Annotated in this window: 18 protein-coding genes; 9 read left to right on the forward strand and 9 right to left on the reverse strand. The window is 55.6% G+C overall.

Translation table 11 applies throughout. The features are described from left to right. Positions 1–248: 248 nt before the first annotated feature. The 6 genes from ruvB to aspS form a co-directional block, all read right to left on the reverse strand. Positions 249–1256, reverse strand: coding sequence for a Holliday junction branch migration DNA helicase RuvB (gene ruvB / locus ACFL9S_RS23360; RefSeq protein ID WP_405264259.1), 1008 nt, complete (start codon positions 1254–1256; stop codon positions 249–251). A 13-nt stretch (positions 1257–1269) separates the two neighbouring features. Then, positions 1270–1884, reverse strand: a complete 615-nt coding sequence (ruvA, locus tag ACFL9S_RS23365; RefSeq protein ID WP_405264260.1) for a Holliday junction branch migration protein RuvA — start codon at positions 1882–1884, stop codon at positions 1270–1272. A 96-nt stretch (positions 1885–1980) separates the two neighbouring features. Further along, complete coding sequence (ruvC, locus tag ACFL9S_RS23370; protein WP_405264261.1) at positions 1981–2502, reverse strand: crossover junction endodeoxyribonuclease RuvC; 522 nt, start codon at positions 2500–2502, stop codon at positions 1981–1983. Positions 2503–2533: 31 nt separating this feature from the next. Further along, complete coding sequence (locus ACFL9S_RS23375; RefSeq protein WP_405264262.1) at positions 2534–3277, reverse strand: YebC/PmpR family DNA-binding transcriptional regulator; 744 nt, start codon at positions 3275–3277, stop codon at positions 2534–2536. Between the two features lie 184 nt (positions 3278–3461). Then, positions 3462–3896: a dihydroneopterin triphosphate diphosphatase gene (nudB, locus tag ACFL9S_RS23380; RefSeq protein ID WP_405264263.1), complete on the reverse strand. Its 435-nt coding sequence runs from the start codon at positions 3894–3896 to the stop codon at positions 3462–3464. After that, complete coding sequence (gene aspS / locus ACFL9S_RS23385) at positions 3896–5683, reverse strand: aspartate--tRNA ligase (protein WP_405264264.1); 1788 nt, start codon at positions 5681–5683, stop codon at positions 3896–3898. Before aspS ends, nudB begins: the two co-directional genes overlap by 1 nt. Positions 5684–5994: 311 nt before the next feature. Between aspS and ACFL9S_RS23390 the strand changes: the two genes are divergently transcribed. The 6 genes from ACFL9S_RS23390 to ACFL9S_RS23415 all read left to right on the forward strand — a co-directional run bounded on the left by ACFL9S_RS23390 (position 5995) and on the right by ACFL9S_RS23415 (position 11075). Continuing rightward, complete coding sequence (locus tag ACFL9S_RS23390) at positions 5995–6564, forward strand: hydrolase (protein ID WP_405264265.1); 570 nt, start codon at positions 5995–5997, stop codon at positions 6562–6564. A gap of 104 nt (positions 6565–6668) precedes the next feature. Further along, positions 6669–7493 (forward strand): DUF72 domain-containing protein, encoded by an 825-nt coding sequence (locus ACFL9S_RS23395; RefSeq protein ID WP_405264266.1) that lies wholly within the window; start codon positions 6669–6671, stop codon positions 7491–7493. Between the two features lie 86 nt (positions 7494–7579). Next, a complete protein-coding gene (locus ACFL9S_RS23400) occupies positions 7580–7975 on the forward strand; it encodes an MAPEG family protein (RefSeq protein ID WP_405264267.1) in 396 nt (131 codons plus the stop codon). Between the two features lie 84 nt (positions 7976–8059). Beyond that, positions 8060–8800 (forward strand): carboxy-S-adenosyl-L-methionine synthase CmoA, encoded by a 741-nt coding sequence (gene cmoA, locus ACFL9S_RS23405; protein ID WP_405264268.1) that lies wholly within the window; start codon positions 8060–8062, stop codon positions 8798–8800. Next, positions 8797–9765, forward strand: coding sequence for a tRNA 5-methoxyuridine(34)/uridine 5-oxyacetic acid(34) synthase CmoB (cmoB, locus tag ACFL9S_RS23410; protein ID WP_405264276.1), 969 nt, complete (start codon positions 8797–8799; stop codon positions 9763–9765). Before cmoA ends, cmoB begins: the two co-directional genes overlap by 4 nt. 212 nt (positions 9766–9977) lie before the next feature. Beyond that, entirely contained in the window at positions 9978–11075 is a 1098-nt protein-coding gene (locus tag ACFL9S_RS23415; RefSeq protein WP_405264269.1) for a glycerol dehydrogenase, read from the forward strand. 55 nt (positions 11076–11130) lie between these two features. On the opposite strand, the gene ACFL9S_RS23420 is transcribed toward ACFL9S_RS23415, so the two are convergent. Both ACFL9S_RS23420 and cutC read right to left on the reverse strand, forming a co-directional pair. Next, a complete protein-coding gene (locus ACFL9S_RS23420) occupies positions 11131–11967 on the reverse strand; it encodes a hypothetical protein (protein ID WP_405264270.1) in 837 nt (278 codons plus the stop codon). Positions 11968–12158: 191 nt separating this feature from the next. Further along, on the reverse strand, positions 12159–12914 hold the full coding sequence (cutC, locus tag ACFL9S_RS23425) for a copper homeostasis protein CutC (RefSeq protein WP_405264271.1): 756 nt from the start codon (positions 12912–12914) through the stop codon (positions 12159–12161). A gap of 99 nt (positions 12915–13013) precedes the next feature. Here cutC and ACFL9S_RS23430 point away from each other — a divergent pair, with 99 nt between their 5' ends. Continuing rightward, positions 13014–14159: a MalY/PatB family protein gene (locus ACFL9S_RS23430; protein WP_405264272.1), complete on the forward strand. Its 1146-nt coding sequence runs from the start codon at positions 13014–13016 to the stop codon at positions 14157–14159. 2 nt (positions 14160–14161) lie between these two features. Here ACFL9S_RS23430 and ACFL9S_RS23435 read toward each other — a convergent pair whose 3' ends face one another. Next, positions 14162–14728 (reverse strand): VOC family protein, encoded by a 567-nt coding sequence (locus ACFL9S_RS23435; protein WP_405264273.1) that lies wholly within the window; start codon positions 14726–14728, stop codon positions 14162–14164. A gap of 312 nt (positions 14729–15040) precedes the next feature. Here ACFL9S_RS23435 and ACFL9S_RS23440 point away from each other — a divergent pair, with 312 nt between their 5' ends. Continuing rightward, positions 15041–15166, forward strand: coding sequence for a hypothetical protein (locus ACFL9S_RS23440; RefSeq protein ID WP_405264274.1), 126 nt, complete (start codon positions 15041–15043; stop codon positions 15164–15166). A 227-nt stretch (positions 15167–15393) separates the two neighbouring features. Beyond that, complete coding sequence (argS, locus tag ACFL9S_RS23445) at positions 15394–17124, forward strand: arginine--tRNA ligase (protein ID WP_405264275.1); 1731 nt, start codon at positions 15394–15396, stop codon at positions 17122–17124. Positions 17125–17338 lie beyond the last annotated feature (214 nt).

Below are 17338 nucleotides of genomic sequence, written 5' to 3' on the forward strand. Positions count from 1 at the left end.
ATCGCAGTGCTGTCGGGGTTTTACAATTCACAGCGAGCAACCGTTCTGCGGGGATGGGGCCAGATTGAGGTAAGCCGGACGTCACGCGACAGGACGTCGCGTGCCGAGGCCCGCAGGGATGCGGATTTTGCCGTTCCGGCGTACTCAAACTGGCCACGGACCTGAAGCCAGGATATCAGCCACTATTTGTGGGGATCCCTCAGTGGGCGACCTTTTTTTCCGGTCGCCCCGTGCAAAAGTTTTGCACCTTACTGCTCTTCGCGGGTGATGCCGAAATGCTTATAAGCATGCTGGGTGGCCATTCGGCCACGCGGGGTGCGCTGAATAAAGCCCTGCTGGATCAGATACGGCTCCAGCACGTCCTCAATGGTTTCGCGCTCTTCGCCAATCGCCGCTGCCAGGTTATCCAGCCCGACCGGGCCACCCATAAATTTATCGATAATCGCCAGCAGCAGTTTGCGGTCCATATAGTCGAAACCTTCGGTATCGACACTCAGCATATCCAGCGCTTTGGATGTCACATCACCGCTCATACTCCCGTTGGCACGCACCTCTGCAAAGTCACGCACGCGGCGCAGCAGTCGGTTAGCGATACGCGGCGTACCGCGCGCACGGCGGGCGATTTCCAGCGCGCCATCCTCACTCAATGGCAAGCCAAGGCAGGATGCACTGCGGGCAACAATGTGCTGCAAATCCTCTACCCGGTAGAACTCCAGACGCTGCACAATGCCGAAACGGTCACGCAACGGGGACGTCAGTGAACCGGCACGCGTCGTGGCGCCAATCAGGGTAAATGGCGGCAGGTCGAGCTTAATCGAGCGTGCGCCCGGGCCTTCACCGATCATAATATCCAGCTGATAATCTTCCATCGCCGGATACAGTACCTCTTCCACCACGGGTGACAGTCGGTGTATCTCATCGATAAACAGCACGTCGTGAGGTTCAAGGTTGGTCAGCATCGCCGCCAGATCGCCGGCTTTTTCCAGCACCGGGCCGGAAGTGGTGCGCAGGTTAACGCCCATCTCGTTGGCCACAATATTGGCCAGCGTGGTTTTTCCCAGGCCCGGCGGGCCAAAGATCAGCAAATGGTCGAGCGCATCACCGCGATTCTTCGCGGCTTCGATGAAGATTTCCATCTGTTCACGCACCACCGGCTGACCCACGTACTCTGCCAGCATTTTCGGGCGGATAGCGCGGTCGATAACTTCTTCTTCGGTGATGACCCCGGCGGAGACCAGGCGGTCGGCTTCAATCATGCTCTACCTCAAATCAAATGGCGGCGCGCAGGGCTTCGCGAATCAATGTTTCGCAGTCGGCGTTCGGCTTGCCTACTTTGCTGACCATACGACTGGCTTCCTGAGGTTTATACCCCAGCGCCACCAGCGCAGAAACGGCTTCGCTTTCGGCATCGTTGGCGGCTTCTGCTGGCATTTCGCTGGTCAGTGCAAACGGAGCATCGGTCGCAAACAGATCGCCGTGCATCCCTTTGAAGCGGTCTTTCATTTCCACCACTAAACGCTCGGCCGTTTTCTTACCCACGCCCGGCAGTTTCACCAGCACAGCAATCTCTTCACGTTCAACGGCGGTAACGAACTGCTGCGCGGACATACCGGACAGAATAGCCAGTGCCAGCTTAGGCCCGATGCCGTTCACTTTTATCAGCTCACGGAACAGCGCCCGCTCCGGCTTACTGTTAAAACCAAACAGCAGCTGTGCATCTTCACGCACCACAAAGTGAGTAAAGATAATCGCTTCGTGGTTGATGTCGGGAAGCTCATAAAAACAGGTCATTGGCATTTGCACCTCATAACCCACGCCGCTGGCTTCCAGTAACACCACGGGCGGCTGTTTTTCCAGGATAATGCCTCTCAGACGACCTATCACATTCGCTTCCTTCTGATAACAATTAGAGGGGGAGTTTATAGCATAAAAAAGGCTGGATGAATATCCAGCCTGTTTAGATTAACGGGTCAGTTGCCATTAACTCAGACGCCCACGCGCGAGGCTCAGCTTACCTTCACCGATACGATTAACGTTCTGGCTCAGGTGACAATGCGTGATGGCAATCGCCAGCGCATCGGCGGCATCCGCCTGCGGGTTAGCAGGCAATTTGAGCAAGGTACGCACCATATGCTGTACCTGGCTTTTCTCTGCACTACCGATGCCCACCACGGTCTGCTTCACCTGCCGCGCCGCATACTCAAACACCGGCAGGTCCTGGTTCACGGCGGCAACAATGGCCGCGCCGCGCGCCTGGCCCAGTTTCAGGGCGGAGTCGGCGTTCTTCGCCATAAAGACCTGCTCAATGGCGAAAAACTCGGGCTGGAACTGGGTAATAATTTCGCTGACACCCGCATAAATCAGCTTCAGGCGCGACGGCAGGTCAGCCACACTGGTGCGGATACACCCGCTACCCAGATAGGTTAACTGCCGCCCCACCTGCCGGATCACACCGTAACCGGTGATGCGCGAACCGGGGTCGATCCCCAAAATAATAGCCATTACGCGCTCACCCGATGTGATGGACGGAGTGTCACAGGGTTTCCGCCACCTCGTCAGAAATTTCACCGTTATGGTAAACCTCCTGCACGTCGTCGCAGTCTTCCAGCATATCGATCAGGCGCAGCAGTTTTGGTGCGGTTTCCACATCCATATCGGCCTTGGTCGATGGGATCATGGTGACTTCGGCACTTTCTGCCTTCAGGCCAGCCGCTTCCAGCGCGTCTTTGACGGCACCGAGGTTTTCCCATGCGGTGAACACGTCGATGGTGCCATCGTCCCAGGTCATCACATCGTCAGCACCGGCTTCCAGTGCCGCGTCCATCACCTGGTCTTCTTCCAGGCCTGGCGCAAAGGTGATCACCCCTTTTTTGGTGAACAGGTAGGCCACAGAGCCGTCGGTTCCAAGGTTGCCGCCGGTTTTGGTGAAGGCATGACGCACTTCAGACACGGTACGGTTACGGTTGTCACTCAGGCACTCAACCATCACGGCAGTGCCGCCTGGGCCGTAACCTTCATAAATGATGGTTTCCATATTGCTGTCATCATCCCCGCCCACGCCGCGTGCAATAGCACGGTTCATGGTGTCACGGGTCATGTTGTTTGACAGCGCCTTGTCCATCGCCGCGCGCAGACGCGGGTTGGAGTTGGCATCACCGCCGCCCAGTTTGGCAGCGGTCACCAGCTCACGAATGATTTTGGTGAAGATTTTACCGCGTTTGGAATCCTGAGCAGCCTTGCGGTGCTTGGTGTTCGCCCATTTACTATGTCCCGCCATTTACTCTGATTCTCCAAATTGGCACCGAACAGGCTATCTTGCTGGTGATTTTGTCCCCCGGCAGTGCTCGGAATGCTCACGTACAGCAGTACGCTCCGCTTCCTCTGCGCTGGCGGTGAACAAACTCACTGCGCCGATAACGCCTGAACGTTTGGCTAAGTTCAAAAGATAAGATAAAACAAAATTACAGTACGAATTCTTCAATTGCCTGGCGGTTACTCCAGGACTTGGTGAGTGCGGCGGCGGCCGGGGCATCCAGCCATTGGCTGGCGAGATGCTCACTCAATGTGATGCTGCACTCCGCAGGAAGCGCAAGGCTGAACCAGTGTTCCCGGTTATGGGTGGTGCCCGGCGCGTAGCGATGAAGAAAGTGCGTAAAGATTTCGAATTCTATATGACGCTGGCAGTCCACTAATGTGAGCTGCCCGGCGTTTATATCAATGCCAATCTCTTCCATCACTTCCCGTTGCGCGGTCTGAGCCAGGCTTTCGCCCGGCTCCTGGCTGCCGGTGACCGACTGCCAGAAATCCACATCATCGCGTCGCTGCAACATCAGCACCCGCCGGGTATCCTGGGCATAAATCACCACCAGAACCGACACCGGATGCTTATACGCCATCAGTTATTCTCTGACGGCTGATCTTTCACTTTCTTGACCACTTCAATGCCCAGCTCGGCCAGGGAGGCCGGGTTAGCAAAGTTTGGCGCTTCGGTCATCAGACAGGCCGCTGCGGTGGTTTTCGGGAAGGCAATCACGTCACGAATGTTGTCCGTGCCGGTCAGCAGCATCACCAGGCGATCAAGACCAAAGGCCAGACCCGCGTGCGGTGGCGTACCGTATTTCAGCGCGTCCAGCAGGAAGCCAAACTTCTCACGCTGTTCGTGCTCTTCAATACCCAGAATGCCGAACACCGTCTGCTGCATCTGACCACTATGAATACGGACCGACCCTCCCCCCACTTCATAGCCATTGATGACCATATCGTAGGCGTTAGCAATCGCGGTTTCCGGCGCGTTTTTCAGTTCTTCCGGCGTCATCTCTTTCGGCGCGGTGAACGGATGGTGCATCGCGGTCAGGCCGCCTTCGCCATCTTCTTCAAACATCGGGAAGTCCACCACCCACAGCGGCGCCCAGGCGGCCTCGTCGGTGATTTTCAGGTCACGACCCAGTTTCAGACGCAGTGCGCCCAGTGCATCGGCCACCACTTTCGCGCTGCCTGCACCGAAGAAGATCATATCGCCATCGGCCGCGCCGTTACGCGCCAGAATCTCTTCAACAATGTCTGCATTAAGGAATTTCGCTACCGGGCTGGTGATCCCTTCCAGACCTTTAGCACGCTCGTTGACCTTGATGTACGCCAGGCCCTTCGCGCCGTAGATTTCGATAAATTTGCCGTAGTCGTCAATCTGCTTACGGCTCAGCGTAGCGCCACCCGGCACACGCAGTGTCGCAACGCGGCCTTTGGCATCGTTAGCCGGGCCAGCGAAGACGCTGAACTCAATGTTTTTCAGCAGGTCCGCGACGTCCACCAGCTCCATTGGGTTACGCAGGTCTGGCTTATCAGAACCAAAACGACGCATCGCTTCGGCGAAGGTCATGGTCGGGAAGTCGCCCAGTTCAACAGACTTCACGTCAACCCACAGATTGCGCACCAGACGTTCCATGATTTCACGCACCTGAGCGGCGGTCATGAACGAGGTTTCTACGTCGATCTGGGTAAATTCTGGCTGACGGTCAGCACGCAGATCTTCGTCACGGAAGCATTTAACAATCTGATAGTAACGGTCGAAACCGGACATCATCAGCAGCTGTTTGAACAGCTGCGGCGACTGTGGCAAGGCGTAGAATTTGCCTTTGTGAACGCGGCTTGGCACCAGATAGTCACGGGCACCTTCCGGCGTGGCTTTGGTCAGCATCGGGGTTTCGATATCGAGGAAACCGTGCTCATCCATAAAGCGGCGCACAAAGCTGGTGATTTTCGCACGGGCTTTCAGGCGGTTTGCCATATCCGGGCGACGCAGGTCAAGGTAGCGATACTTCAGACGCGCTTCTTCGCTGTTCGCCATATTGGAGTCTAACGGCAGCGGCTCTGAGCGGTTGATGATGGTCAGATCGGTGGCGAACACTTCGACCTCACCGGTGGCCATATCTTTGTTTTTGTTCTTCTCATCACGCGGACGCACGGTGCCGGTGATCTGGATGCAGAACTCGTTACGCAGTTCAGACGCCAGCTGGAAAGCCGCCTGACGGTCCGGGTCGAAGAACACCTGCACGATGCCTTCACGGTCACGCATATCAATAAAGATCAGGCTGCCCAGATCGCGACGGCGATTAACCCAACCGCACAGTGTCACTTGCTGGCCTACATGAGACAGATTGATCTGTCCACAATACTCAGTACGCATAACGATATCCTTTTAACTTCAGCGCTGCTGGCGCAGCTTTATGGTCACTATCCTGCTCTGAGGAGCGCTGCTGCCGCGAAAAATGGCTGTCATTATAATGGAAAATGGCTCACAGGATAAGAGCTGTCATCAGGGGAAAGTGGCAGAAAAACGCTGCGATGTGCTGCCGCCAGGCGCTGTGGTTAACAAAACATCATCACCACGACATAACCGCTAACAAATCACAGCGCTTTACCCACATTATTTTCGTCGCGTCCTGAACCCGTTCCTTTGTATTCTCGCTGGTTTTCCCCCTTATCCCGGAGAAACGCATGCTCAACTTCAATCCCCAGACCACCGCCCTGGTGCTGATCGACTTACAGGAAGGCATTATGCCGTTTGGCCAAGCACCGCACGCTGCCAGCGACGTCGTGGCTCGCGCCGCGAAACTGGCCGACCAGTTTCGTGCGCACAACGCCCCGGTGGTGCTGGTGCGCGTAGGCTGGTCAGCGGATTTTGCCGATGCACCAAAACAGCCGGTTGACGCTGCCCATGCCGGAGGCGCACTGCCGGATAACTGGTGGGTTTACCCCGAAGCGCTGGGCGTTCAGGAGAGCGATCTGCACGTCACCAAACGCCAGTGGGGCGCATTCCACGGCACCGATCTGGAGCTGCAACTGCGCCGTCGCGGCATTGACACCATCGTACTGGGCGGCATTGCCACCAACATTGGCGTTGAGTCCACCGCACGTAACGCCTGGGAGCTGGGTTTCAATCTGGTGATTGCCGAAGATATCTGTAGCACCGCCAGCGCCGAACAGCATCAGGCCAGCGTCGAGTGGATCTTCCCGCGTATTGCCCGCGTTCGTCAGTCCGCTGAAATCATCGCCGCGCTGTCATAATCCGCGCATGACCGGAGGGAACCGGTCTCTCCCCACTCCCTGCCTTGCACTCCCCCATCTCCACACGGTAAAGTCGCCCGCAACTGACTGAATGTGGATAAACGATGAAGCCGTTGTACCTTGGCCTGCCACAGTGGCAGCACCCGCAATGGAAAAAACTGGGGATGACCACCCTGGAAGATTATGCCCGTCACTTTAACTGTGTCGAAGGCAATACCACGCTGTATGCGTTGCCGCGCCCGGAAGTGGTGCAGCGCTGGCGGGCGATGACGCACGATGATTTCCGCTTCTGTTTTAAATTCCCGGCCACCATCAGCCACCAGGCCGCGCTGCGCCAGTGCGGCGATCTCAGTGCGGAATTTTTCGATCTGCTCTCTCCGCTGGCCGATCGCATCGGGCAGTTCTGGTTACAGCTGCCCTCCGCCTTTTCGCCTGCTGACCTGCCCGCGCTCTGGCAGTTTCTCGATAGCCTGCCCACTGAATTTCGCTACGGCGTGGAAGTGCGGCATCCTGCGTTTTTTGCCAAGGGTGAAGCCGAGCAGGCGCTGAATCGCGGGCTGCATCAGCGCCGCGTCAACCGGGTGATCCTCGATACCCGTGGCGTACACAGTGCGCAGCCCTCAACGGCAGCGATCATCGATGCGCAACGTAAGAAACCTAAACTCCCGGTCCATGCGGTTATGACCGCAGATGCCCCAATGATCCGTTTCATCGGCGGCGACGACGTGGAGGCTAACCTGCGCTGGTTCAACGCCTGGCGTGAGCGGCTGCCGCAGTGGTGTGAAACCGCCCAGCCGTGGCTGTTTATCCATACCCCGGATGTCGGTTTTGCGCCTGATTTGGTACGCGCTCTCTGGCCCGCATTACAGCAGGCACTTCCCGCCATCGGCGATGTGCCTGAATGGCCACAGCAGGAGACGTTATTCTAAACCGATTCATGCTGCTGGCAGGCGACAGTGCCAGTATTGTTCGGTAACCTGTTAGATAAGATAATTCTTACATCATGGAGTGAGTCATGGTCAGTGCGCTTTACGTGGTACTTGGTACGCTTTTTATCCTTAAGTTTTTACTCGACGTGGTGCGTTTGCGTCGTCAGTACCGGGTCTCGATCGGTGATGGTGGCGTGTCTGATTTACAGCTGGCCATTCGTATTCACGGCAATGCGGTCGAAAATATCCCCATCGCGCTCTTTCTGTTGGTGATGATGGAGATGAACGGGGCCGATATCTGGATGCTGCATCTGCTCGGGCTGTTTTTCTTCTTCGGCCGTCTGATGCATGCGTATGGTTTACGCAGCCGCACCGTGCTGTGGCGCCGTAACGGCATGATCCTGACGCTGCTGGCGCTGTTCGGCATGGTCGTGGTCAATCTGCTGTTCCTGCCCTGGGACCTCGTTCTCGGCACGTCCTGACCGTTCTGCTGGCAGAAAAGGTGCAGCCCGCCGCGCTTTCTGCCAGAATATGCCCTTTCCGTTAGCTTCCCCGGACTTACCACTATGTCTAACCGCGATACGCTGTTCTCCGCGCCAATTGCCAAGCTGGGCGACTGGACGTTTGATGAGCGCGTGGCTGAAGTCTTCCCCGACATGATTCAGCGTTCTGTGCCCGGCTATTCCAACATCATTTCCATGATTGGCATGTTAGCCGAGCGCTTTGTCCAGCCCGACTCCCGGGTCTACGATCTCGGCTGTTCGCTGGGTGCGGCCACGCTGTCGGTGCGCCGTAATATTACCGCCGCTGGCTGCAACATTATTGCCGTTGATAACTCTCCCGCGATGGTTGAGCGCTGCCGCCGCCACATTGATGCCTTCCGTGCCGAGACGCCGGTCGAGGTGATTGAAGCGGATATCCGCCAGATCCCGATTGAGAATGCCTCCCTGGTGGTACTGAACTTCACGTTACAGTTTCTGGCCCCGGAAGAGCGTCAGCAGTTGCTGAATACCATATATCAGGGTCTGAAACCCGGCGGCGCACTGGTGCTGTCTGAAAAATTCAGCTTTGCTGATTCAGACGTCGGTGAACTGCTGTTCAACATGCATCACGACTTTAAACGTGCGAACGGCTACAGCGAACTGGAGATCAGCCAGAAGCGCAGCATGCTGGAAAATGTCATGCTGACCGACAGCGTGGAAACTCACAAACAGCGTCTGCACAATGCCGGTTTCCAGCATGCAGAGCTGTGGTTCCAGTGTTTTAACTTTGGCTCTCTGGTGGCCTTAAAAGCAGGTCATCCCTGATGGATTTCGGAAATTTTTATCAACTTATTGCCAAAGGTCCCCTTTCTCACTGGCTGGAAACCCTGCCTGCACAGATCGCAACCTGGCAACGCGAGTCACTGCACGGTCACTTTAAAAACTGGGACCGTTCCGTTGAATACCTGCCCGCACTGACCCCGGAAACGCTGGATTTACTGCACAGCGTTACCGCAGACAGCAGCCATCTTTCCGCGCGCCAGCGTGATGGCATTGAAAAGCTGCTGCGTAATCTGATGCCGTGGCGTAAAGGGCCGTTCTCACTGTACGGCGTCAATATCGATACGGAATGGCGCTCTGACTGGAAGTGGGAGCGGGTGCTGCCGCATATCTCCTCTCTGGCCGGGCGTACGGTGCTGGATGTCGGTTGCGGCAGCGGCTATCACATGTGGCGTATGCTGGGTGCCGGTGCCCATCTCGTGGTCGGCATCGACCCGATGCAGCTGTTCCTTTGCCAGTTCGAAGCGGTGCGTAAACTGCTGGGTAACGATCAGCGCGCGCACCTGCTGCCGCTGGGTATTGAGCAACTTCCCGAGCTGAAGGCCTTCGACACGGTATTTTCCATGGGGGTGCTGTATCACCGCCGCTCCCCGCTCGACCACCTTTTCCAGTTGAAAAACCAACTGGTCAGCGGCGGCGAGCTGGTGCTGGAAACCCTGGTGGTGGAAGGTGATGACCTGCAGGTGCTGGTGCCGGGTGAACGTTATGCGCAGATGCGCAACGTCTACTTTATCCCGTCAACCGGGGCGCTGAAAAACTGGCTGGAGAAGTGTGGATTTGTTGACGTGCGTATTGCTGATTACTCGGTGACCAGCACGGATGAACAGCACCGCACCAGCTGGATGACCAGCGAATCCCTGGCCGAGTTCCTCGACCCGAATGACCCCACGAAAACCGTCGAAGGTTACCCTGCCCCACTGCGTGCCGTGCTGGTGGCGACCAAGCCATAAGCCTTACAGGGCTGGCCGCATAGGGCTGGCCCTGCATTTCTCCTGTTCTTCCCCTGCGCCTTTCTTCCCCTGACCAGCGGAATAAAAACCTGATCTCTGTCATTGAGAATGATAATTCTTTTTAAAACACTCTTTTTGCTCAAATAGCTTAATACTTTAGGGTTAGTGTTGAATGCGTTGTGCGTTAAATTCACCTGAAAGGAGTATCTGGTATGAGTAAATTTGTTTTTTCATCACCACGGAAATACATTCAGGGCGCGGGTCAGTTAGCCCACCTGGGCGAACATCTGGCCGAACTGGGCAGCAATGCGTTCCTCGTTGCTGATCGGATTGTCTGGGGGCTGATTGGCAAAGAAGTGCAAGCCTCCCTGATCGCGAGCAAAGTCGAATTCCACTACGAAGAGTTTAACGGTGAAGCCTCCAGCAATGAGATCACCCGTCTGGCAAAACTGGCGCAAGCCAACGGTACCAGTATCGTGGTCGGCCTCGGCGGCGGTAAAACCCTCGATACCGTGAAAGCGGTGGCTGATGAACTGAAACAACCCGTTGCCGTTGTACCCACTATCGCCTCTACCGATGCCCCCTGTAGCGCGCTGTCAGTGATCTACTCTGATAGCGGCGTGTTCGAAAGCTACCGTTTCTACAGTAAAAACCCGGATCTGGTGCTGGTCGATACGCAGGTCTGCGTGCGTGCGCCGGTGCGTCTGTTCGCCTCCGGCATTGCGGACGGTCTGGCAACCTATGTTGAAGCGCAGGCGGTTAAACGTTCGCACAGCAAATCAATGGTTAATGGTGACCCGACGATTGCCGGGATGGCGATTGCCGAAGCCTGTGAGAAAACGCTTCTCACCTGGGGCTTAAGTGCCTATCAGGCCGTGGAAAAGCAGCTGGTGACGCCAGCGGTGGAAGCCGTGGTGGAAGCCAACACGCTGCTTTCAGGGCTGGGTTTCGAAAACGCCGGGCTGGCCGGTGCCCACGCGATCCACAATGGTTTTACCGCGATTGATGGCGATATTCACCATCTGACGCACGGCGAGAAAGTGGCTTACGGCACCCTGGCCCAGATGGTACTTGAGCAGCGCCCTGATGATGAGATCGCCCGCTACGTGCGCTTCTACCGCGCGATCAAAATGCCGACCACGCTGAAAGAGTTGCATCTGGATAAGGTGAGTTGGGAAGATCTGGTTAAAATCGGCGCACTGGCCAATAACGAAGGGGACACGTTGAAAAACCTGAATCCGGGCCTGAGCGCTGAGGATGTGGCGAACGCCATTCTGGCCGTCGATGCCTTTAGTCAGTCAGTGAAATAACCGTTTTGCGCTTAAGGCCGATCCTGGCGATCGGCCTTTTCCTTTCTGCCGCTGTTTATTCCCAATATTCGTAGCGGTAAGCAGCCGTAATATTGCGCCGGATAATCCCGGTGGGAAACACTTCCATTTCACGCGTATAACTCAACGTGCAGTTTCCCTGCTCATCCCACAACTGACACTCCTCCAGCGTTGTCATGCTGCTCATGGCGGTATCCGAGCGGCTGTTCAGGCGTAACTCACGCTGATCCTTGTCGTAATCCAGCGTCATTTTTTCTCGTTCAGACTCTGAGGCCACCAGCAGGTTCTTTTGATTCCAGCGGTAGATGAATTCCCCGTTACTGTTACTGTCCGATCCCCGCGCAACGCTGCGAATCAGCCGCGACTGGCGGTCAAAGTGGTGGGTGGTTTCCGTGAAGCCTTTTTCACCATTGAGGACAAAGGTCTCCGTTGAGCTGATAATATTACCGCGACTCCCGGCCCGGTAATGGGTGGTGCCGCGTTTGTCATTGATCACCACCGGCTGGCCGTTACGTAATTCAGCCACGGTCATTTCATAGCTTGAAAGCCAGCCATCGCTGACATGCTCAATATTCTGCACCAGTGAAATCTGGAGTTTGCCTTCCTGTTTATCAAAGCGCAAATCGGCACGTTGCAACATTCCGCAGCGGTCAAACTCGCCAATCAAGCGTTTTTGCTGGTTAACATCCTTACCAAATTCGCCGAGGACAACCTGTTTAACCGCTCCTCTGGCCATTCCCCCCAGCATCACAATGCTGTTATTGCTTTCCACCTGCTGAAAGCCTGGCCCGCAACCCGTTGCCGCCTGCGCAGCCGGAGCAAGAAAAAGGGCCAGCGTCATCACCAGCGTACTACCCGTAAACGGAATCTTCATCACAGCTCTTATGACAGAATAAGGAGATGACTCAGTGTAGAATTTTTTTGGTACACCACGCATTACAAACCCGTGCCGGAACAAAAAAAACCCCAACAAAAGGCGCTGGGGTCTGGTACTTGCAAGCATCACGTCAGGGAACGGCGTGCTGCGCGGCAAAATCGGTAGGTTGCCGCCTGGCGGCAACCACTCTAGGCTACGTTGAGCGGCACGCCAATCGACATCACGCTTTTCATCGCGGCCACCACATCACCATCAACACAAGTGCGGGTAAACTCGTCATTTTCAGCGTCAGAACACATCGAAACACCGGCTTTACGGTAGCGCATCGGTGAGGCGATACGCTGACTGGCGGAGCTGTGCAGCTCAAGCAGGCCAGCATCGATAAACTTTTGCACATTACTCAGACGCACACCCGCGCCTGCCATTACTGTTAGACCTTTCGCCATACGGGTAAGTTCCCTTAACAGGGGTAAACCACTTTCCGCGCTCTGCTGCTGCCCGGAAGTGAGAATGCGTGCCACACCTAAATCGGTGAGCTGCTTAAGTGCCATTTGCGGGCTGTGGCACAAATCGAAGGCGCGATGAAAAGTCACTTCCATGCCCTGACACAGCTGCATGATTTGCTGCATGCGCGGCAAATCAATATGCCCGTCCACATCCAGCAACCCTACCACCAGCCCCGGAAAACCCTGTTCCCGGATAAACGCAATGTCAGACTTCATCTGCTCAAATTCAACATCGCTGTAACAAAAGTCCCCTCCACGGGGGCGCACAATCGGATGAACCGGGATCGCGACGCGACGACGAGCTGACATCAATGTCCCTGCCGATGGTGTTAACCCCCCTTCTGCTGGCGCAGCGCACAACTCCACGCGATCGGCTCCCGCTCGTTCTGCCGTCACGGCACATTCCACTCCGTAGCAGCATATTTCCAGTTTTCGCATCCCATCCTCCGGTTATCACTGCTGTCTGGTTGTTTATTCTCGTGCCGATGATTAGTCTGATCGACATTACTGGTATTTATCTTAACGGGAATCATCAGCATGGCATTCAATTTTGACCAACGGATAGACCGCCGTCACAGCGATAGCCTGAAATGGCAAAAATATGGTGATCGGGATATCCTTCCGTTGTGGATCGCAGACACCGATTTTCGCGTAGCTGATTGTATTACTGAGGCATTACAGACCCGAGTCTCGCACGGCATCTTCGGTTATGGTGTTACGCCTCAGGCCTTTATTGATGTTGTCATCGAGCGCATGAACACACGTTTCGGCTGGCAAATCCAACCAGAATGGCTGGTGTTTTTACCCGGTGTCGTCACCGGGCTTAATCTGTGTGTGCGCGCCTTTACCGAGGCGCATCAGGGCACCATTGCGCCGATACCGATTTATCCCCCTTTCCGCCTGGCGGCAAAACTGGCGGCACGCACGCAGGTCAGCGCCCCGTTACAGCTGCATGACCAGCGCTGGGTGCTGGATCTGGACGCCCTTGAGCCTGAACTCAAAGGCAACGAAAAACTGCTGCTACTGTGTAACCCACAAAACCCGGGTGGCACCGTCTATCGCCGCGAGGAACTGGAGGCGCAGCTGCGCTTTGCCCAGCGCCACGACCTGGTGGTGTGTTCTGATGAAATTCACTGCGATCTGCTGCTGGAACCGGGTGTTAAACATATCCCGTTTGCCAGCCTGAGCGAAGACGCCGCCCAGCGATCCATTACCCTGCTGTCTCCGTCGAAAAGCTTCAACATTGCCGGCCTGGGGGCGTCTCTGGCCATCATTCCTAACCGCGAACTGCGTGAGCGTTTTAACCGGGAGCGCAAAGGGATGGTGCCGGATGTCGATGTCCTGTCTTATGTTGCCGCGACGGCGGCCTGGCAGGATGGCCAACCCTGGCTGGATGCACAGGTGGCGTATCTGCGCGCCAACCGTGACGTGCTGACGCAGCACGTGAATGCGCTACCGGGCCTGAGCATGGTGGCACCCGAGGGCAGCTATCTGGCCTGGATAGATGCCAGTAATCTGAAGGTCGCCAGCCCGGCGCTGTTCTTTGAAAAGCACGGGCTGGGATTCTCACCGGGACGTGACTTCGGTGACGATAAGTTTGTCCGTTTTAATTTTGGCTGCCAGCGTGCGATGTTAGACGAAGCCCTGCGTCGCATGACGCTGGCGCTGGCTATCGGCCGCTAGCGTTAACTGCCCACTTCACTGGCGACGATCTCTTTCAGGCTCCACGGATGGAACTTGATGGTCACCTGCCCGTCACTTACCGCCAGCGTCGGGTTCGGCAAACGTTCTCCGTCACCTTTTGGCGCACTGCTTTTAATTGAAATCCCCTGCTGTGTCAGACCTTCGTCGCCCATCAGTGCCAGCGCACGTGCGCCCAACGTCTCTTCATCGCCGCGCAAAACCACTTCTACGTGTTCCCAGCCTTCATGGCGATAGCGTCGCTGTCCCGGCCAGGGTAACTCAACCACACTAATCTTCCACGGTCCCACTTCCAGCGGTGCGGCCAACTCAAACAGCGCGACAGGACGTCCGGCAATCTCTTTTTCCGAAAACAGCGAACCGCAGCGCAGAAATCCCTGTTTCCAACGCGCTGCGGTGGTGTTCTGGTGACATCTGACCGCAATGTGGTCAACCTCCAGAACATCAAGATCAAGACCTAATCGTTGTGCCAGATGGTTAAGGGATTGTAAAAAACGCGGTAAATCATTAGCCAAATCGCTTAATTCTTCTGCTTTGTTTATGGATAACATCTCAAAACCCTTCATTCTCAGTAATTTCACTTATCAATACAGCTTAACGCGTATGATTTTACAGGCCAGATAATCGAATGGAAATTTACCATTTCAGCAGAATTATTCATATAAATTGACCGCTTAGAAAGCACTCCATCCAGTTTCAGGTGGTTCAGTACCAGTCATTTTTTTAGAAAATGGCCTTTAACGTTATGTTTTAGTTTAGTTAAATTTATACAATGCGACAATTCCTAAATCGGAGGGGGTGCATTGTAGGCTATTCTGCTTTCTTATAGATTTGTCCCGACCATCAACACAAGGAAAAGCTGAATGCTTATGTTAATACTTGTCGCCGTGCTGATCGCGATGATGGGATTGGCGATTGTACGCCACTGGAAGGTACGAAACGGTAAAACGACGGTGGCAAGCCCTCACCGACCACAGCGTCGCCGCTAATCTGACTTTCCGTGGAAGACAGCCTCACAGCACTGTTTTCCCGCGCGCAAAACACAAGTTATCCAGGGGCGCAGGTTCCTGGATAACTTGCTCCCAAATGCAGTATACTTTTTCCCTTCTTTTTTAGGCGCTGCTGCCACCACGGGTGAATCTCCCCGGAATGCGGCGGCGTCGAGACAATGGCCCGCACCCCTGCGTGTGGGTTTTAAAAAAATTAAGGTAACTCGGTGAATATTCAGGCCCTTCTCTCAGAAAAAGTCAGTCAGGCGATGATCGCAGTGGGTGCGCCCGCAGATTGCGAGCCTCAGGTGCGTCAGTCGGCAAAAGTGCAGTTTGGTGATTATCAGGCCAACGGCATGATGGCCGTGGCAAAAAGCCTGGGTATGCCGCCACGACAACTGGCCGAAAAAGTGCTGGAGCAGCTGGATCTCACGGGCATTGCCAAAAAAATTGAGATCGCCGGGCCGGGCTTTATCAATATCTTCCTGGCACCTGAGTGGTTATCCGCGCAGATCGACAGCGTGCTGGCCGCCCCTAAACTGGGCGTCGCTGCCGTCGAGCCGCAGACCGTGGTGATTGACTACTCTGCCCCGAACGTGGCGAAAGAGATGCACGTGGGTCACGTGCGCTCCACCATCATCGGTGATGCGGCAGTGCGTACCCTGGAGTTCCTCGGCCATCACGTCATTCGTGCCAACCACGTCGGCGACTGGGGCACCCAGTTCGGTATGCTGATCGCCTTCCTTGAGAAGCAGCAGAACGAGAACCATGAAGAGATCGCACTGGCAGACCTGGAAGTCTTCTACCGTGAAGCCAAACGCACCTACGACGAAGACCCGGCATTTGCCGAGCGCGCACGCGGCTATGTCGTGAAGCTGCAAGGCGGCGACGAATACTGCCGTAAGATGTGGAAGCGACTGGTCGACATCACCATGTCACAGAACCAGCTGATTTATGATCGCATGAACGTCACCCTGACGCGTAACGATGTGATGGGTGAAAGCCTGTATAACGATATGCTGCCGGGCATCGTTGCTGACCTGAAAGCTAAAGGTCTGGCAGTAGAGAGCGAAGGTGCCACCGTTGTGTTCCTTGATGAGTATAAAAACAAGGAAGGCGAACCGATGGGCGTGATCATCCAGAAAAAGGATGGCGGCTACCTTTACACCACAACGGATATCGCCTGTGCGAAATATCGCTACGAGACGCTGAAAGCAGACCGCGTGCTGTATTACATCGATTCACGTCAGCATCAGCACCTTATGCAGGCCTGGACTATCGTGCGCAAAGCGGGCTATGTACCAGAATCTCTGCCACTGGAACACCACATGTTCGGCATGATGCTGGGTAAAGACGGTAAACCGTTTAAAACCCGTGCCGGTGGTACCATCAAACTGTCTGACCTGCTGGATGAAGCCATTGAGCGTGCGACGGCGCTGGTTGCCGGTAAGAACCCGGATATGCCTGCCGATGAGCTGAAAGCCCTGGCCAACATTGTCGGTATCGGCGCAGTCAAATACGCTGACCTGTCGAAAAGCCGCACCACCGATTACATCTTCGACTGGGACAACATGCTGGCGTTTGAAGGGAACACCGCACCGTATATGCAGTATGCCTATACGCGTGTGCTGTCCGTCTTCCGCAAAGCGGGTATTGATGAGCATGGCATTACGGGCGCGACAGCCATCGTTGAAGATCGTGAAGCCGCACTGGCCGTTCGCCTGCTGCAGTTTGAAGAGACCATTACTCAGGTTGCGCGCGACGGGATGCCGCATGTGATGTGTGCGTATCTGTACGATCTGGCCGGTCTGTTCTCAGGCTTCTACGAACACTGCCCGATCCTGACCGCCGAAGATGATGCCACGAAGCAGAGCCGTCTGCGTCTGGCGCTGTTAACGGCGAAAACCCTGAAGCAGGGTCTGGATACGCTGGGGATTGAAACCGTAGAGCGGATGTAATTCTCGTCGGAGTCGGCTGTGCTGGCCGACCGAAAAAGAGGGTCGGCCACTACGAATGATCGTGTAAATCACGTAGGGGTCGATCACTGAGGTATCCCCATAAAGTAAGACCGGCATGACGAGCGGTCGACCAGCGACGCGGGTCTGCACGATTGTCCAGGTCAACGTCAAGGGCGTTTCGCTTTCCCGCTGCGCGGGCTGAGCGACCCCGGGT

Origin of the sequence: Erwinia sp. AnSW2-5 (genome assembly GCF_045107195.1) — a bacterium.
In the GTDB taxonomy this organism is placed as follows: Bacteria; Pseudomonadota; Gammaproteobacteria; order Enterobacterales; family Enterobacteriaceae; genus Erwinia.

Excerpts from the sequence above, each read along its gene's own strand:
- ACFL9S_RS23390 (WP_405264265.1), top strand. The coding sequence starts at position 5,995 with ATGCTCAACTTCAATCCCCAGACCACCGCCCTGGTGCTGATCGACTTA.
- ACFL9S_RS23400 (WP_405264267.1), top strand. The coding sequence starts at position 7,580 with ATGGTCAGTGCGCTTTACGTGGTACTTGGTACGCTTTTTATCCTTAAG.
- ruvC (WP_405264261.1), bottom strand. The coding sequence starts at position 2,502 with ATGGCTATTATTTTGGGGATCGACCCCGGTTCGCGCATCACCGGTTAC.
- ruvB (WP_405264259.1), bottom strand. The coding sequence starts at position 1,256 with ATGATTGAAGCCGACCGCCTGGTCTCCGCCGGGGTCATCACCGAAGAA.
- ACFL9S_RS23430 (WP_405264272.1), top strand. The coding sequence starts at position 13,014 with ATGGCATTCAATTTTGACCAACGGATAGACCGCCGTCACAGCGATAGC.
- ACFL9S_RS23420 (WP_405264270.1), bottom strand. The coding sequence starts at position 11,967 with ATGAAGATTCCGTTTACGGGTAGTACGCTGGTGATGACGCTGGCCCTT.
- ACFL9S_RS23440 (WP_405264274.1), top strand. The coding sequence starts at position 15,041 with ATGCTTATGTTAATACTTGTCGCCGTGCTGATCGCGATGATGGGATTG.
- nudB (WP_405264263.1), bottom strand. The coding sequence starts at position 3,896 with ATGGCGTATAAGCATCCGGTGTCGGTTCTGGTGGTGATTTATGCCCAG.
- ACFL9S_RS23435 (WP_405264273.1), bottom strand. The coding sequence starts at position 14,728 with ATGTTATCCATAAACAAAGCAGAAGAATTAAGCGATTTGGCTAATGAT.
- aspS (WP_405264264.1), bottom strand. The coding sequence starts at position 5,683 with ATGCGTACTGAGTATTGTGGACAGATCAATCTGTCTCATGTAGGCCAG.
- ACFL9S_RS23375 (WP_405264262.1), bottom strand. The coding sequence starts at position 3,277 with ATGGCGGGACATAGTAAATGGGCGAACACCAAGCACCGCAAGGCTGCT.
- ACFL9S_RS23395 (WP_405264266.1), top strand. The coding sequence starts at position 6,669 with ATGAAGCCGTTGTACCTTGGCCTGCCACAGTGGCAGCACCCGCAATGG.
- cmoA (WP_405264268.1), top strand. The coding sequence starts at position 8,060 with ATGTCTAACCGCGATACGCTGTTCTCCGCGCCAATTGCCAAGCTGGGC.
- ACFL9S_RS23415 (WP_405264269.1), top strand. The coding sequence starts at position 9,978 with ATGAGTAAATTTGTTTTTTCATCACCACGGAAATACATTCAGGGCGCG.
- cutC (WP_405264271.1), bottom strand. The coding sequence starts at position 12,914 with ATGCGAAAACTGGAAATATGCTGCTACGGAGTGGAATGTGCCGTGACG.